This window comes from Jeotgalicoccus halotolerans, from assembly GCF_003387165.1.
Classification (GTDB): Bacteria; Bacillota; Bacilli; order Staphylococcales; family Salinicoccaceae; genus Jeotgalicoccus; species Jeotgalicoccus halotolerans.
Map to the genome: position 1 here is coordinate 196,315 of NZ_QUMW01000010.1, position 16,131 is coordinate 212,445.

Below are 16,131 nucleotides of genomic sequence, written 5' to 3' on the forward strand. Positions count from 1 at the left end.
GATGCTTTTATGCATCCGTCTCTCTTCATTTAACTATAAGCACCGGTATATTGGCCCGTTTTGCTACTTTATAGCTCACACTGCCCATCATCATTCCCTGCAAAGCATTTAATCCTCTATTGCCTAGTATTACAATGCCATAATCTCCGCTGTTAGAGACTTTAACCACGGTTTCATCAGGTATGCCTCTTTCAAAAACAACGTTATAATCAACGTTATTTTCTTCATATAACTCAATAATATCCGACAGTTTCACTTTTTGTTCCTGGATGGTATTTTCACCATGAAGGATTGCATCTTTTGACTTTTCTATTTGGATTACATTCAGTATTGTAACCTTTGCAGTTTCATTAATGAAATTCAGTGTTTCTTCTGCGGCCCTGAAACTGTTATTCGATCCGTCCGCTGCAAGCAGTATCGATTTATACATTTAAATCCCCCGTTCTCTAAGTTAAATGCTGTTCATTCAGCTGACTGAGTTCTTTAACGATTTTTCGGCTGTCTGCATTTAATTTGTCCACGTATACCGTGTTTCCTTTATCTTCAAACTTCCTGACCATTGTATCTATTGCATCTACTGCGGAATCATCCCAGAGGTGCGCCTGTGAGAAATCCAGACGGATGTCCTTATCGTATTGCTTAAATTCAATTTGTTCAATCATCGTATCTATCGAAGCGAAAAATATTTGTCCTTCGAACAGAAAAATGTAATGGTTTTCTGTTAATTTAGAAGTCACTTTTACTTTTGATATCTTTGTTGCAAAGAAAATTGCGCTGAAGAATACTCCTGCAATAACACCGACTGCCAGATTGTCAGTAACTAAAATAATCCCTACAGTAAGCAGCATAACAAATACATCCGTGCGCGGAGCAGCCTTCATATATTTAAATGTTTTCCAGTCAAATGTGCTGATAGTAACAACCACCATAATCCCCGCGAGTATCGGCATCGGTATTTGCACGACCAGATCCCCGAAGACAATGATGAGCAGCATTAAGACAGCACCTGCTGTAAATGTGGATAGACGCGTCGTAGCTCCTGATTTAACGTTAATCACTGACTGTCCAATCATCGCACAGCCGCCCATGCCGCCAAAAAAACCAGTCACAAAGTTTGCAATACCCTGGCCGCGAGATTCTTTGTTCTTACTGCTGTACGTATCTGTTGCATTATCCACAATGCGTGCTGTCAGAAGACTCTCAACCAGACCTACAATGGCCATCGATAATGAGTAAGGGAAGATAATTTTTAATGTTTCGAGAGTGAAAGGTACATCAGGTATAATGAAGCTCGGTAATGATTTTTCTATCGACCCCAAATCGCCTACAGTGCGTACTTCAGCCCCGAAAAATATATAACATGCTGTTAATACGACCAGCGCAACTAGCGGAGCGGGTATTTTTTTGAGAAATTTCGGCAATAGGTAAAGAATCGCAATTGTTATCGCTACATAGATATATGTATCAAATGAAATGCCGAAAATATGCTGCAGCTGCGCCATGAAAATCATTATAGCCAGAGCATTAACGAAGCCGATCATAACCGAATTCGGAATAAATTTTAAGAGCTTTCCTACTTTAAAAATCCCAAGAATAATCTGTATTACTCCCATCAATATCGTTGCGGCAAATAAATATTCTACACCGTATTCTCTGACAAGCGGAACGACTAATAATGCAACTGCACCCGTTGCAGCTGAAATCATCGCCGGCCTTCCTCCGACTAAAGAAATAATTACCGCGATGAGAAACGAAGCATAAAGCCCGACCATTGGATCTACTCCAGCAATTATAGAGAACGCTATAGCTTCCGGAATGAGTGCCAGCGCGACGACAATTCCCGCCATAATATTCGTCCCGGGTGAGGTCAGCCATTCTCTTTTAAACTTTTCTATCATCTATTTTTGTCTCCTAAAATTTAATATTTATATAAAGTATAGCAGATGAAATCAATAAATTTCTTAATAAAACAACCTTATAAAATAGCATACGGGTTAAGTTTCCTATAAAATGTATATGAGAATGCCGTTTAAATTAAAAATACCAGGAGGAATGAAATGAGAGCAGAACTGACAAAGTTCAAAGTAAAAGAGGGTAAGAGCGCCGTAGTTGACGAATGGATTGAATACATGCGTGATAATATGGACGATGTTCTTTTAAACCTTGAAGGGGAAAAGATGTACGTCGAAACAATTTTCCGGGAAGTCTTTATGGATGTTGAATACTTATACTGGTACAGCATTCATAGCGATGAAAACGGCGAAAAAATTGACGACACCCACCTGGATGAAAAACATCTTGAATATATGGATGAATGCATTGATAAAACGTTCCGTCCTGCAGATATGCAGGCAGAAGTAGTCATGCTGCCTGAACACCTCAGACAATTACTTAGATAAAAATTACCCGCCAATGTTATTGGCGGGTAATTTTACTATATAATGACAGTAGAACATAACTTTTTTGTTATCTTAATGGAGGATACATATGAAAAAACTGGCTGATATATTACTAAAAAGAAGTTTGTTATTCATTGTCTTAATTTTTACAGTGTCTATTGTGGGTGTGTATACTTTTTTAACGATCGATCAGCGTGAAATTCCCGAAACTGAAGTGAATTTAATTAATGTAATCACTGCATGGCCGGGAGCCAACAAAGATGACATTGAGGAAAACATAACAAATATTATCGAAACTGAAATCTTCAGTATCGAAGGTATCGAAGAAGTCTCTTCAGTTTCAGAAGATAATGCTTCAGTCATTACACTTTCTCTCAGTGACGGCAGCACTCCGGATAATGTGCTCAATGATGTTAATAATCTAGTGCAGAGCATCAGCGGTGACCTGCCGGAAAATGCGGCTCAGCCGGAAGTTGAGTCTATTACAAATGCATTCCCGATTTTAAGTTATCAAATACATAGCGGTTCTTTTGAGGACTTAGAAGCTGTCAGAGGAGACGTTGAGAGCCTGCAGCAGGAAATCATCCAGCTTTCCGGTGTCGATAGTGTAACAATTAAAGGTTACAGAGAGTCGGAATACGAAATCCAGCTTGATTGGGACGCTTTATCGGAAGAACAGCTGAATCCAAATGAAATCATGAATGAAATCGACTTATCTCTGAGCCCTGTCGTGCTGGGACAGGATGTTCAGGATGACGAAATTATTCGTTTATCATTTGAAGATAAAACAGCTCTCGAAGTACTTGAAGAAGTACGTATAGGTGAAGATAGAGTGCCGCTCTTAGATGTTGCGAGTATTGAGTCAGTTGAAAGCACTCCTGGAGATATTGTTCAGTACAACGGTGAGGACGCAATATCATTCACAGTGTTTTTATCAAGTGAAGAAGATGTACCGTCAGTATCTGAAAATGTTGAGTCCGTTATTAACGAAAGATTTGACAGTATGCCTGACAGCGTAACGGTAGATAATATTTCATCGGAAAGAGAGAATGTTGAAGATATATTTATCGGCTTATATATGTCACTGCTGATTGCAGTAATTGCTGTTATTATCGGGACGTCAATCGGACTATCATTATTCGGTGCAATTACAGTAATGCTGACTGTACTCATTTCAATCTTTATTGGACTGATTCCGATACCGTGGATGGGTGTCGATCTAAACCAGATTTCCGTTATCGGTTTAATTATCGCGCTCGGCATACTCGTCGATGATTCGATTGTCGTTAACGATAATATTGAACGCAGATTCACACTCGGAGACAGTAAAAGTGATGCGATTTATAACGGTGTTAAAGAAGTTGCACCGTCAGTTATTGCTTCAACAGCTGCTATCGTCTTTACATTCTCGCCGCTTCTGTTATTATCCGGTGCAAATGGTGACTTTATAAAAGCACTGCCGAGTATTTTAATATCTACAATGATTGTTTCAACAGTGCTTGCACTGACATTTATTCCAGCTATGCGCCAAGTAATCCCTTATAGAAAAATATCTAAGACTCCAGGGTTATTAGGAAAAACATTTACATGGGGCAGTAAAGTATATGCCGATAAAGTATTGCCTAAAGTATTAAAACGTCCATTGTTGTCGTTTTTAGTTATTCTTGTTATCACTTTATTGTCAGTCGGTCTTGTTCGCTTCACACCATTTGAGTTTTTCCCCGAAGCCGATCGCTCAGAAGTCACAATTGACCTGATTTTTGATGAAGGACAGACGATACAGAAGACACATGAAGATACAGAAGAAGTCCTCGCTCATCTATTGGAAGATATGGATCATGTGGAAGGTGCATCTATCTTTACAGGTGAAGGTCTGCCGAACTTATTCGGTGCTTCTTTAGATCAGTCAGGTGAAAATACAGCACAGATTGCACTGCAGATAGATAAGGAACAAATGAGTGCTTCAGCAACGATTGATGAATATGAAGCACCGTTACGTGAAGCATTCCCGGATGCTAAAATATTCATGAACACGATTATTCAGGGACCGCCAGCCAGCGCTCCAATTACAGTGGAATTCTTCGAAGAAGACTTAGATACTTTAAGTTCCGGAGTTGCAGAACTCACTAAACAGCTTGAAAATGAAGGTGCAATCGTTACTTCCAGCATCGGCAATCCTGTAGAAACATTACAGTACAGTATTGATTACGATGCATTAGAAGAAAACGGCATTTCAATATCACAGGTTAAAAATGAATTAAATATGATATCAGAAGGGGTTCCGCTTCAGGAAATTATTGAAGACGGAAGCAGCAGAGAGCTGTCCTTAAAATATGCTGATGAATATTACCTCGATAATATCGATATTGTGAACATCGAGGACGGCAGTCCGGCGATATATCCGTTAAGTGATTTTGTCACCTTATCAGAAACTGAAGATACTTCTGCAATTCAGCACAAAAACGGCGAAAGAACTGCCGAACTTCAAGTATATTCAGATGATGAAGCAGCCGCAGAATCGTTAATCAGTGATTACAGTGACAGCCTCGAGGGCAGTACAGAAGTTATCGTCGGCGGAGAATCATCCGACCAGACCGACTTTTTTATCGAAATTGGTATTTTATTCTCAGTAATACTGATTCTTGTATACCTTGTTATCGCTTTTGAATTTAACTCGCTCGTATTGCCGCTGATTATAGTATTCAGCATCTTCTTAGCAATAAGCGGAGGCGTTATTGGTCTGTTTGTAACTCAGACCCCAATCAGCTTCCTAGGTATAATGGGGATGGTCTCACTGACCGGTATCGTTGTCAGAAACGCGATTGTGTTAATAGACTTTATAGAAATTCGCAGAAGAGACGGCAGTGTCGACGACATTTATACTGCGATTTACGAAAGTGGACGCGCAAGATTCAAGCCGATTATTTTAACTACTGTAACGAGTATACTTGCATTGATACCTGTTGCATTCAGCGGTGACGTTCTGTTCGAGCCGCTCGCAGTCACAGTCATTGCCGGACTTGCATTCTCGACATTGCTGTCGATGGTTGCAACACCTGCACTGTACTACTTCTACTACAAATTTAAATACAGCAATAAGAAATAATATAAGATAAAAAGGACCTCCCCAGGGAAGTCCTTTTTATTTGCCGCGAAGACGATCTGCTCCTTGAAACTATGGCTAAAACACTTGGTTTAAATTCAGAGCTGAGCTGGCATGACAGAAGTTCATGTGTATCCACACCCCCGATCACCTCAAAAAATTTAAAAGTACCGGAAATCACTTAAGATTTCCGGTATTTTTGTTATTTATAATATTCTATCTGAAGATGTTTCACCTGCTGTGACAGTTCTTCATCAGGTCCATCTACTTCTGGATTATTAATGACTTCTTCAATACTTAAACCTTTTAACACACCTGATTCTGTAAGACCGAGCTCTTGCTGCCATTCTTTCAGCTGTACTGATGAGCTTACGTAGACAATCCGGCCAAGTCCTGCCAGTGCATGTGCCGAAGAACACATTGAGCAATGTTCACCAGATGTGTAAACTACTGTATTTTTACGATCTGATGGACTTAAATTTTCTACTGCCCATTTCGCGATTGCATATTCCGGATGTTTCGTCTGGTCTCCGTCTTTGTCGCGGTTGTGGTCTTCAAACAACACACTACCGTCTTTTGACACAAGCAGCGATCCAAAGGGTGAATTACCTGTTTTTAATGCCTCTTCAGCGAGTTCTACACTGCGTTTTAAGTATGCTTTATCTGATTCGGTTATCATTCAAGAACCTCCTTGTGTTATTTTTTAATATTTTGGATGACGCCCGCCATTTCTATTGCCGTTACAGCCGCTTCAGAGCCTTTGTTGCCCACTTTCGCGCCAGCACGATCGATTGCCTGCTCGATGTTCTCAGTAGTTATAACGCCAAATATAACGGGTACGCCTGTTGATAATCCTGCATGGCTTATACCTTTTGCTGCTTCGTTACAAACATAATCATAATGAGTTGTACTGCCCCGAATCACGCAGCCGAGCGTGATAACACTGTCGTACTTCTTCGTTTCTGCCAATGTTTTTGCTGTCAGCGGCAGTTCAAAGGCTCCCGGTACATATACTAAATCGATATTGTCATCTTTCACACCGTGCTTGAGTAATGTTTTATGTGCACCATCCAGCAGGCGATCGGTAATAAAATCGTTAAACTCTGCCGTAACTATTGCTATCTTCAAATTTTCACCGTTCATCGTTTTCTGTAATTCATTCATTTTTATTTCCTCCTATAACAGATGTCCCATTTTTTCTTTTTTTGTATTTAAATAATCTTCGTTATATATATTTGCAGTCACGATGTGTTCTCTCGAATGTACTGTAATACCTTCTTTTTTCAGACCTTCAATTTTCTTCGGGTTATTGCTCAGCAGCGTTACCTCATCCACTTTTAAGTGTTTCAGCATAGCTGCTGCTTCTTCATATGTGCGCAGATCCGCATCAAAACCTAGATGTTCATTAGCAGTCACTGTATCGTAACCCTGTTCTATGAGTTCGTACGCTTTTAGTTTATTTGTCAGCCCGATTCCGCGTCCTTCCTGGCGCATATACAGGATGATACCGTCCTCCTCACTGATAATCTGCATCGCTTTATCCAGTTGATCACCGCAATCACAACGCGCACTTTTAAAGACGTCTCCGGTCAGACATTCAGAATGAATACGTACATTCATATGCGGAGTAATTTCTCCATGAACCAGAGCAAGATGTTCCTTGCCTTCACGGTCAATAAAGTCATACATTTTAAACTGTCCAAATTTAGTCGGTAGAGAAATAGTGCTTGCCAGCATCACAGCATGCTGCTGGATTATATATTTTTGTAAATCTTCAATCGTAATCATTTTTATGCCGTGTTTTTCTTTGTATACTTTTAAATCATCAACACGTGCCATCATCCCGTCTTCATTCATAATTTCACAAATTACACCTGCAGGTTTTGCTCCTGCCAGTCTTGCCAAATCCACCGCAGCTTCTGTGTGACCTTGACGTTCCAGCACACCGCCGTCCTTGGCAATTAGCGGAAAAACGTGTCCCGGACGATTGAATGTTTCAGGTGAAACATTTGCTTCAAGCAGTGCTTTTATCGTATCGAACCGTTCGAAGGCGCTGATACCAGTTGTCGAATTGACGTGATCTATAGAAATTGTAAAAGCAGTCTGATATTCATCACTGTTATGTTCAGTCATGGGAACAAGTCCTGCCTGCTCGGCAATATCAGCTGAAACAGGTGTACAAATCAGTCCTCTGGCATGAGCGGCCATAAAGTTAATCGCCGACGCATCGATAAACTCTGCTATACCAACAAGGTCTCCTTCATTTTCCCTGTCTTCATCATCCACAACGATGATTAATTTTCCTGCTTTTAAATCTTCCAGTGCACTGTGTATTGAATCAAACATGAGTACCACCCGCTTTCTCAAAATTAAGCAGATGATCGATATGTTTAATCATCATATCCGCTTCTATATTCACGATATCTCCCTGTTTCTTTTGGCCGAGAGCCGTTTTGCTTTGTGTTTCAGGAATAATATTTAAAATAAATGTATTATTCTCAAGGTTAATATCGAACAGCGTCAAGCTGATGCCGTCGATTGTTACAGATCCTTTTAAGGTCATGTATTTCATTAATTCACGAGGGCATTCCACAGTGATTACTAAAGCATCACCATCGTTATAAATACCGCCAATAACTCCGGTGCCGTCAACATGGCCGGATACGATATGGCCGCCAAGCCGCTGTTCCAGTCTCATCGCGCGTTCAAGGTTAAGCAAATCTCCATTCCTTAGTTCCGATAACGACGTTATTTTGTTAGTTTCATTAACAATCTCAACAAAGAATGACTGTTCTTCAAGTTTTGTAACGGTCAGGCAGACACCGTTCACCGCGATAGAATCACCAATATTTAAATCGTCAAAAGTGGTGTTTTTTATTTCCAATTCAGTTAATGCGGATGTTTTATTAATAAAAAGTACGGGTGAAGTTTGTTCGATTAATCCTGTAAACATGCTTGAGTCCTCCTGTAAGTGAGTTTGATGTCCGACTCGAGCTTTTCAACATGATGCAATATCAGATTCAGCTGACTGTCTGGGTCGCCTTGATGAAGCTGATACTCAGAATAACCAAATATTTTCGGGGCAATGTAAATGATGAGGTCATCGAATAAGTTTTCGTTTAAAAATTGTGTGTGGATAGACGAACCGCCCTCCACCAAAAGTGAAACAATATCCCGTTCATATAATATATAAAGTATTTCGCTTAAATCGTAAGATCCAAAGTATAGTTCTGCACGATCTTCAAATGCTGCGTTCTCTTTATTGCTGGTAAAGATGATTGGCTTATGCGGATGTTTGAAAATATTCATATCCGCCTTCAGTGTTTGAGAGCCCAGCAGAATAACTGGTACAGGATGTGAATCGTTATCTGATAAACGGGTGGTCAGACTCGGATTATCGTTTAACAAAGTATGGCCGCCAATCAGTATACCGTCATGCTGCTGTCTGAGATGATGCACATCCAGGCGTGAATATTCATTACTGACCCAGTGACTGTCACCGTCTTGGCGGGCAATTTTACCGTCAAGACTCATAGCACCTTTCAGTGTAATAAATGGCCGCTGATTCAGTATACCGGTATTAAACGGACGATAAAGTTCTTCGACATCAGAGTGCTTCAGGTAAATCGTTTCTATACCCTGATCGTTTAAAACCTTTAAGCCATCGACTTTGTCATTCACATCCCGGGCCGCATAATACACACGTTTAATGCCGGCTTCGATTACAGCATCCGTACACGGCGGTGTTTTTCCATGATGCGAGCATGGCTCAAGCGTGACGTATATATCCGCTCCTGCTGCAGATTCAATGCAGCTGTTTAATGCGGCTCGTTCTGCATGCAGTTCTCCCGCTTTTAAATGTGCACCGTAGCCGATGACTCTGCCGTTTTTGACGACGACAGCGCCGACCGGCGGGTTCACTGACGTTTGACCCGCTGATATCCTGGCCAGGTTTACAGCCATATCCATATATCTGTTCAAGTTTTTACCTCCTGAATAAAAATAACGCCCTCGAATAAAAACATTCGAAGGCGTTAAAAAATGTATGCTAAAGTAACACAGTATTTTATACAATGTTAAATAAACGTATTAAAATGTTTAAAAACATTTCTACGCTGCTGCATTATTCTCTCTCCCATCCAGACTCTAACTGTCGGCTTCAGACTTTAACTGAATCAGCCATACGATAATAAATACCGTACGGGTCGCGGGCTTTCTAAAAAGATTACCGCCGGTTGGGAATTACACCCTGCCCCGAAAGAATAGTATTCAGTTGAAAAACTCTATATAAAATATAGTACACTGCTAGGAAAAAGGCAATGTATTGATTTGTCAGAAAATTAGTCAGCTTATTTTAACGCTGGTTTTAAAGCGTTAGAGCTTTTCCTCTCTGTGTTAATGTTATCAATTTCTTTTATGAAGTGCAGTTTAGCCTGCGCAAAGATATACTGAAATTAACAAAGATTTTTAAAATAAAGACGTATCTTCAGACTTGAACGTTTTAAAGAACAAGAAAACAATCCTGAAAAACACTGGAAAATTACAGATGAAGACTGGCGCAACCGCGAGAAATGGGATTTATATTTAGAAGCTTCAGAAGATATGATTCGTAAAACAGATACTGCACATGCGCCCTGGAAAGTCATCCCTGCAAACGATAAACGCTATGCCCGTATTACTGCTCTCAGAACAATTATAAAAATATGCGAAGAACATTTAGCGAAAGCTGATAAAAGAGTATAATGGAATTGTTGTAACATAAAAACAAGGGGGAAATATTAAATGAAATATGTATTTTTAACAGGTACTAACAGAGGGCTTGGTGAAGCTGCCGCTAAAGCATTCACAGACAGCAGAATTATCAGTATTACGAGAAGCAGCGTAGAAAATACAGATAATATCTATAAATCATTCACAATGGATTTCAGTGATACTGATGCTATGGAGCAGTTTGTTTCTGAAATCTTTAACTCTGTCGACCCTGACGAAAATGATGAAGTATATTTATTGAATGTTGCGGGTATCGTTGATCCTGTAAAAGCTGTAAGCAACTTATCCGCAGAGGAAATGCTTGCCAACTATAAAGTAAACGTCGTTGCACCAACGCTGCTTATTCAAGGGTTTGTAAACCGCTTCAAAGAGTTCGGAGGAGAAAAGCGTATTGTTACTGTGACGAGCGGTGCTGCACGCGGTCCCATAGAAGGCTGGAGTGTGTACTGCAGTTCAAAAGCTGCTGTAAATATGATTCACAGCGTGCTGGATAAAGAAAATATCCATCAGGGCAACAACATTAAGAGCGCCGTATTTTACCCGGGCGTTATCGATACAGGAATGCAAGAAGTAATCCGAGCATCGGATATTGAAGAGTTCCCCAATCTCGACCGTTTTAAAGAATACAAGGAAACAAACAAACTGGCGAAAGCAGAAGACGTTGCAGCAGCATTATATAAAGTGGTAACCTTGGAAGACTTCGGCAGTGAAGAAAGCTATGATGTTAAAGACTATATCTAAAAAGAGGAGTAACGCTATGCGTTACTCCTCTTTTATATTAATACTGCGTTAAATATTCTTCTTTTTCCCATGCTGTAATCTGCGCGCTGTACATCTTCCATTCATAGGTTTTATTTTCTATAAAGTGGTCGCAGATATGTTTACCCAATGCGTCCTGAATAACTTCATCAGCCTTTAGTGCCTTCAAAGCTGTATACAATGTCGTCGGCAGGTCTTCCACATTTTCTGCTTTACGCTCTTTATTTGTCATTTCGAAAATATTTTCATCTACCGGCGTTGTTAAATCCTTCTGATGCTGGATGCCGCTTAGTCCTGCTTTCAGGATTACAGCAGTTGCGAGATACGGGTTCGCTGAAGGGTCCAGCGATCTCACTTCTGCACGTGTACCTGCACCGCGAGTTGATGGGATTCTGAGCAGCGGCGTCCGGTTACTCCCGCTCCATGCAATATAACGGGGAGCTTCAAATCCCGAACTCAGACGCTTATACGAGTTTACAAGCGGGTTGCAGACGGCTGTATATCCTCTCGCATGATCTAATAAACCTGCCATAAAGTATTTCATTTCTTCACTCAGCCCGTACTCATCATTTTCATCATAAAAAGTGTTTTTACCATCTTTAAATAACGATACATTATAATGCATGCCGCTTCCAGCTTCATTATACAGCGGTTTAGGCATGAATGTAACATGCAGTCCATATTTTCTCGCAACTGTTTTCGCTACTAGCTTAAATGTCTGGATATTATCGCTCGAAGTCACAGCATCACTGTACTTAAAACTGATTTCATGCTGGCTCGGCCCCGCTTCATGGTGAAACATTTCCACTTCAAAATCCATTTCTTTCAATGTTCTAGCTATTTCACGGCGGCATGTTTCACTTGAATCCGTAATCGATAAATCGAAATATCCGCTTGTATCATTTATAATTGTCGTTGGATTACTATCGGCATCCAGTTTGAATAAATAGAACTCTGGTTCGGGCCCTAAATTAAAAGCATCATAACCCATATCTTCCATTTCTTTGATTATGCGTTTTAAATTACTTCTCGGGTCTCCCTCGAACGGTTCATTATTAAAATTGTACACATCGCAAATCAGACGTGCTACTCTGCAGTCTTCATCCGACCATGGGAAAATAGCCCATGTATTATAATCAGGTTTTAAAAACATGTCCGATTCTTCGACGCGCACAAAGCCTTCAATAGAAGAGCCGTCGAACATAGTTTCGCCGTCCAAAGCTTCTTCCAGCTGTTCAACTGGAATTTCCACGTTTTTAAGCGCACCTAATATATCAGTAAAATGAAGTTTTACATAACCAATATTTTCTTGTTCTGCAATCTTTAAAATATCTTCCTTAGATATTTTGCTCATTAAAATGACCACTCCTAAATATATTTAACACATAAATCTTCTCCTCCTTTATAAACCCGATTAACTGAATCTTTAAACCCTCTCTTTATTTGTATTTATCATCACAATGACAACAAGGGAAGAAACTGCGAGTACGATGCTTATAATCAGCAGGGTAATATTTAAACTTGTATATTCACTGTCATGCTCCGTATAGATAGCAAATAACGGCCAGATAATGACAAGGGGATATAACCAGTCTTTAAAATACAACGCTATTATGACACTTATAGCTCCGGCGGCTGCCAGCATAATAATTGTCCATGTTAATTCATTCAAGCCGATCAGAGAATCTATATTATTATCATTCGTTAATTGAAAAACATTAACGATAGATGCAACTGTCACCCAGGCAAAATAAATAGAATAAGGTAAACGGTCAAACCAATTATAATGCCCTCCAGTGATTAGAATGTGCATAATAAATAAGGTGATCAGCAATGAAAAAATTACGATGACTGAAGCGAGTATCATTTGCTGAGTAAACACTAAAATCCATGCACTGTTGAGTAAAAAGTTAACAATTGGCCAGTATTTTAATTTGTATGCTGGAGAATCTTCCCATGTTTTCTGAAAGAACTGCTTAATTATCCAAATAAATACCAAAGCATATATCAAACCCCATATAGAAAAAGCAAATCCTGCCGGCTGAATAATAGGCTGATTATTATCTGCCACACTTCCCACATTTGTTCCTATAAAGTAATTCATCACTATCATTACTAAAAAGGCAGCCAGATAACCCGCTGCCCATTTTTTCTGAGTGTTCATCAAATCCCCTTCCTGTTATCAGTCATAATAAAAGCGAGGGTTTCCCCTCGCTTTTTCTTATAGTTTGATTTCAACGGGTTCCTCGTCGTCATTCATAATCTTTATATCTTTCGGTGTAATTTTCAGCACTTTCAAATGCGGGTTTTCTTTAGAGTCAAAGAAACTCTGGTCCTGCTTTTCCCACAGCCAGTCGATTGTCTTCTGGTCATTAATTCTTTCAACTTCTCCGCTGATTTCTACGAAAGCATGGTTTTTAGTATCATTAAATCCCAGCAGCACATGAGCCTGCGGATTTTCTCCGAGTTCATCGTATTTAGGAGACTGGTCATTGGTTTTGGCATACAGCGTTAATCCGTCATTATAAAACCACATATACCGTGCATTAGGCACATTGTCTTTCGCTGTGGATAAAACACCTATTTTCGACTCGTTTAATATCTCTTCGATACGTTCAATAGCTTTAGATTGTTTCACATTATCACCTGTCCTTATAATTGTTTTATTTTAAGTACCACATTTTTACTATCTTCAATCATCTGCATGATTTCTTTTATTCATAAAGGGTATAAATTACTGTATATAAAATGATCAGGAGGTAATTAATAATGGATGTTAAAGCAGAAGCAGAAAAACTCGAAGGCTGGGAATTAAAAGACGAGAAACTGATTAAGAAGTTTAAATTCGAGCGTTTTTTAGACGGTATTGAATTTGTAAACATGCTTGCACAGCATGCTGAAAAAGAGCAGCATCATCCCGGTATCAGAATTAATTACACAACAGTTACCGTAGTCTGGACAACTTTCTCAACGCATGAGCTGAAAGAACGGGATATCGAAGGTGCGAAAGCCACTGATAAAATTTACGGTTAAATTAACGGGCTGCTTGGTTTTTAAGAAACCCGGCAGTCCTGTTTATAAATTTAAGGAATGATGCTATGAAATATTTGCATTCAGGAATAATCGCCGGAAGCATTACCGGTATGTTTTTATTTATTGTATGTGCATTTGTGGAATACCTGACTCCTGTAGAACTTATGACTCTGCTATTGAATGTTGACTTTTTAACTGAAAGAGACCTGCACACCATTACAGAAATCATACTGCATCTCGCAGTATCCATTATGATTGCCGTTTTGCTTAAATTTATATTTGATAAATTTTCAGGAATCTACATACCGGCTTTGATTTTTAGCTGGATCGTCACAAGCATAATGTTTTATCTGCTCGAATATTTAAGTGTTATGACTATCGTGCTGCACGGCTTCACGGGTTTTATCGTCTGGACGTGTATTCATCTGGTGTATTTCATCCTGATGTTTATACTTCATAAAAAAGGTATCTAAGACTATAGAGGTGGTCGTTATGAATAAAGAAGCATCGCCGTTATTAGAAGATATAAAACAGATACGCAAGCAGGTTGTAAAAGACGGTGAACACATACTGGAATCCTGGCAGGGAGGAGAAGTACGGGAAGAATATATCCAAAGTTTGAGAAATCTCGCTTACTATATGGCTTTTCGCCGTTACGACCGTCGCGAACTGCAAAATTCATTAATCCCATGGGGAGTATCATCCCTCGGCCGTCTGGAACCAAACGTTGCCGGCAACCTCGATGCTGTTTTTAAAACTCTCGGATATATTACCGGTGATATTCAAACTGAGACTGAATACTTTAAATATCCGGCTTCGGAAGATCGAAACAGTCCGCTTGCGAACAATACAAATATACTGCTCGGCGAGAATAAAGAGCACCGATACACACAAATTATGGTAACGATGCCGTCTGAAGCAGCAAAAGATTATAAACTGGTTAAATCCCTGATTGAGTCGGGGATGAATTCTGCACGGATTAATTGTGCACATGATGATGAGGATACCTGGAAACAGATGATTGAAAATATAAGAACAGCAGCTGATGAGACCGGAGACTCATGCAGGATATTAATGGACATAAGCGGTCCGAAAGTCCGAATCAAGACTCTTTTGACTTCCAAAAGAAACCCGAAACTGAAAACTGGAGAATACTTTCTTCTCTCTAATCAGGAAGCAATGATACTGCCTTCCAAAGTGAATATAGCGGTTAATACTTCGGTTCCCGAGGTGCTGAAAAATGTAGGTATTGATCAGCTGATTAAAATTGATGACGGGCAGATAGAAGCAATAGTAACAGAAGTTCAGGATGATGGTTTAATCTGCCGGGTCACTAAAACATCTAAAGCAAAAGGCGTCAGAATTAAAACAGAAAAGGGCATTAACTTTCCGGACCTTGATATCAATTTAAATGTACTGACAGAGAAAGATATGAACGATCTAGATTTTGCAGCGGAACACGCAGATATTCTCGCTTTTTCTTTTATCAAAAGTGCAGATGATATGAGATATATTGAAGATACTCTAAGAGAAAAATTGACGGCCGGTAAACAGCAGATGCCGGTTATCGCCAAAATAGAAACGACTGAGGCTATCGGGGAGATACCGAATATTATTGCTGCAGCTGCCGCAGTCAGACCTTTTGGAATCATGGTAGCGCGGGGAGATCTGGCAGTTGAAATCGGCTATGAACGGCTCAGTGAGGTACAAGAAGAGCTGCTGTGGATTTGTGAAGCTGCTCATGTGCCGGTAATCTGGGCAACTCAGGTGCTGGAATCATTGATTAAAACCGGAATCCCGACACGTTCCGAAATCTCAGATGTCGTTGCAGGTTCACGTGCTGAATGTATTATGCTGAATAAAGGCGATTATATCGTTGATGGTGTGAAAACTGTGGATGATATCTTGAGTAAGAGTGAAGGACATAACTATAAGAAAACTGCGATGCTGAGGGCACTGAATATCTCTAAATCAATGTTTGAATAGACAACATGCGTCTCCCGAACGAAGAGACGCATTTTTTGTGATATAATGCAACGTAAAATGCCAGTAGAAAGTTGAATTTAT

The 16,131-nt window shown here is 39.8% G+C and carries 16 protein-coding genes, 1 pseudogene and 1 riboswitch; of the genes and pseudogenes, 7 read left to right on the forward strand and 10 right to left on the reverse strand.

The window, feature by feature from the left end; translation table 11 throughout:
- Positions 1 to 25 precede the first annotated feature (25 nt).
- A complete protein-coding gene (locus DFR63_RS05775) occupies positions 26 to 430 on the reverse strand; it encodes a universal stress protein (RefSeq protein ID WP_115884992.1) in 405 nt (134 codons plus the stop codon).
- A 16-nt stretch (positions 431 to 446) separates the two neighbouring features.
- On the reverse strand, positions 447 to 1,898 hold the full coding sequence (locus DFR63_RS05780) for a SulP family inorganic anion transporter (RefSeq protein ID WP_115884993.1): 1,452 nt from the start codon (positions 1,896 to 1,898) through the stop codon (positions 447 to 449).
- Between the two features lie 159 nt (positions 1,899 to 2,057).
- Between DFR63_RS05780 and DFR63_RS05785 the strand changes: the two genes are divergently transcribed.
- Entirely contained in the window at positions 2,058 to 2,399 is a 342-nt protein-coding gene (locus DFR63_RS05785; protein WP_115884994.1) for a DUF6176 family protein, read from the forward strand.
- An 88-nt stretch (positions 2,400 to 2,487) separates the two neighbouring features.
- Positions 2,488 to 5,505 carry an efflux RND transporter permease subunit gene (locus DFR63_RS05790; RefSeq protein ID WP_115884995.1) on the forward strand — a complete coding sequence of 1,006 codons (3,018 nt, stop codon included), beginning with the start codon at positions 2,488 to 2,490 and terminating at the stop codon, positions 5,503 to 5,505.
- 199 nt (positions 5,506 to 5,704) lie between these two features.
- Here DFR63_RS05790 and DFR63_RS05795 read toward each other — a convergent pair whose 3' ends face one another.
- From DFR63_RS05795 to ribD, 5 genes are read right to left on the reverse strand one after another with little or no spacing between them, the layout of a single operon-like run.
- Positions 5,705 to 6,181, reverse strand: a complete 477-nt coding sequence (locus DFR63_RS05795) for a nucleoside deaminase (protein ID WP_115884996.1) — start codon at positions 6,179 to 6,181, stop codon at positions 5,705 to 5,707.
- A 17-nt stretch (positions 6,182 to 6,198) separates the two neighbouring features.
- Positions 6,199 to 6,666, reverse strand: a complete 468-nt coding sequence (gene ribH, locus DFR63_RS05800) for a 6,7-dimethyl-8-ribityllumazine synthase (RefSeq protein ID WP_115884997.1) — start codon at positions 6,664 to 6,666, stop codon at positions 6,199 to 6,201.
- Between the two features lie 12 nt (positions 6,667 to 6,678).
- Positions 6,679 to 7,848: a 3,4-dihydroxy-2-butanone-4-phosphate synthase gene (gene ribB / locus DFR63_RS05805; protein ID WP_115884998.1), complete on the reverse strand. Its 1,170-nt coding sequence runs from the start codon at positions 7,846 to 7,848 to the stop codon at positions 6,679 to 6,681.
- Positions 7,841 to 8,455: a riboflavin synthase gene (locus DFR63_RS05810; RefSeq protein ID WP_115884999.1), complete on the reverse strand. Its 615-nt coding sequence runs from the start codon at positions 8,453 to 8,455 to the stop codon at positions 7,841 to 7,843. The genes ribB and DFR63_RS05810 overlap by 8 nt, the downstream gene beginning before the upstream one ends.
- Positions 8,440 to 9,483 carry a bifunctional diaminohydroxyphosphoribosylaminopyrimidine deaminase/5-amino-6-(5-phosphoribosylamino)uracil reductase RibD gene (gene ribD, locus DFR63_RS05815; protein ID WP_245954143.1) on the reverse strand — a complete coding sequence of 348 codons (1,044 nt, stop codon included), beginning with the start codon at positions 9,481 to 9,483 and terminating at the stop codon, positions 8,440 to 8,442. Before ribD ends, DFR63_RS05810 begins: the two co-directional genes overlap by 16 nt.
- 142 nt (positions 9,484 to 9,625) lie before the next feature.
- Positions 9,626 to 9,768: riboswitch (FMN riboswitch) on the reverse strand.
- A 222-nt stretch (positions 9,769 to 9,990) separates the two neighbouring features.
- On the opposite strand from ribD, the pseudogene DFR63_RS05820 reads away from it, so the two are divergent.
- Positions 9,991 to 10,245, forward strand: a pseudogene (locus tag DFR63_RS05820) (phosphate--AMP phosphotransferase); the annotation flags it as partial.
- Between the two features lie 39 nt (positions 10,246 to 10,284).
- On the forward strand, positions 10,285 to 11,013 hold the full coding sequence (locus DFR63_RS05825; RefSeq protein WP_115885001.1) for an SDR family NAD(P)-dependent oxidoreductase: 729 nt from the start codon (positions 10,285 to 10,287) through the stop codon (positions 11,011 to 11,013).
- Positions 11,014 to 11,050: 37 nt separating this feature from the next.
- On the opposite strand, the gene glnA is transcribed toward DFR63_RS05825, so the two are convergent.
- The 3 genes from glnA to DFR63_RS05840 all read right to left on the reverse strand — a co-directional run bounded on the left by glnA (position 11,051) and on the right by DFR63_RS05840 (position 13,669).
- Complete coding sequence (gene glnA / locus DFR63_RS05830; protein ID WP_115885002.1) at positions 11,051 to 12,385, reverse strand: type I glutamate--ammonia ligase; 1,335 nt, start codon at positions 12,383 to 12,385, stop codon at positions 11,051 to 11,053.
- 72 nt (positions 12,386 to 12,457) lie between these two features.
- A complete protein-coding gene (locus tag DFR63_RS05835; RefSeq protein WP_115885003.1) occupies positions 12,458 to 13,195 on the reverse strand; it encodes a TspO/MBR family protein in 738 nt (245 codons plus the stop codon).
- 57 nt (positions 13,196 to 13,252) lie between these two features.
- A complete protein-coding gene (locus DFR63_RS05840) occupies positions 13,253 to 13,669 on the reverse strand; it encodes a pyridoxamine 5'-phosphate oxidase family protein (protein WP_115885004.1) in 417 nt (138 codons plus the stop codon).
- A gap of 131 nt (positions 13,670 to 13,800) precedes the next feature.
- On the opposite strand from DFR63_RS05840, the gene DFR63_RS05845 reads away from it, so the two are divergent.
- From DFR63_RS05845 to DFR63_RS05855, 3 genes are all read left to right on the forward strand, one after another.
- Entirely contained in the window at positions 13,801 to 14,064 is a 264-nt protein-coding gene (locus DFR63_RS05845; RefSeq protein ID WP_245954144.1) for a 4a-hydroxytetrahydrobiopterin dehydratase, read from the forward strand.
- Between the two features lie 65 nt (positions 14,065 to 14,129).
- Positions 14,130 to 14,537: a hypothetical protein gene (locus tag DFR63_RS05850; protein ID WP_115885006.1), complete on the forward strand. Its 408-nt coding sequence runs from the start codon at positions 14,130 to 14,132 to the stop codon at positions 14,535 to 14,537.
- A gap of 19 nt (positions 14,538 to 14,556) precedes the next feature.
- Positions 14,557 to 16,050, forward strand: a complete 1,494-nt coding sequence (locus DFR63_RS05855) for a pyruvate kinase (RefSeq protein WP_115885007.1) — start codon at positions 14,557 to 14,559, stop codon at positions 16,048 to 16,050.
- The last annotated feature ends 81 nt before the right edge of the window (positions 16,051 to 16,131 follow it).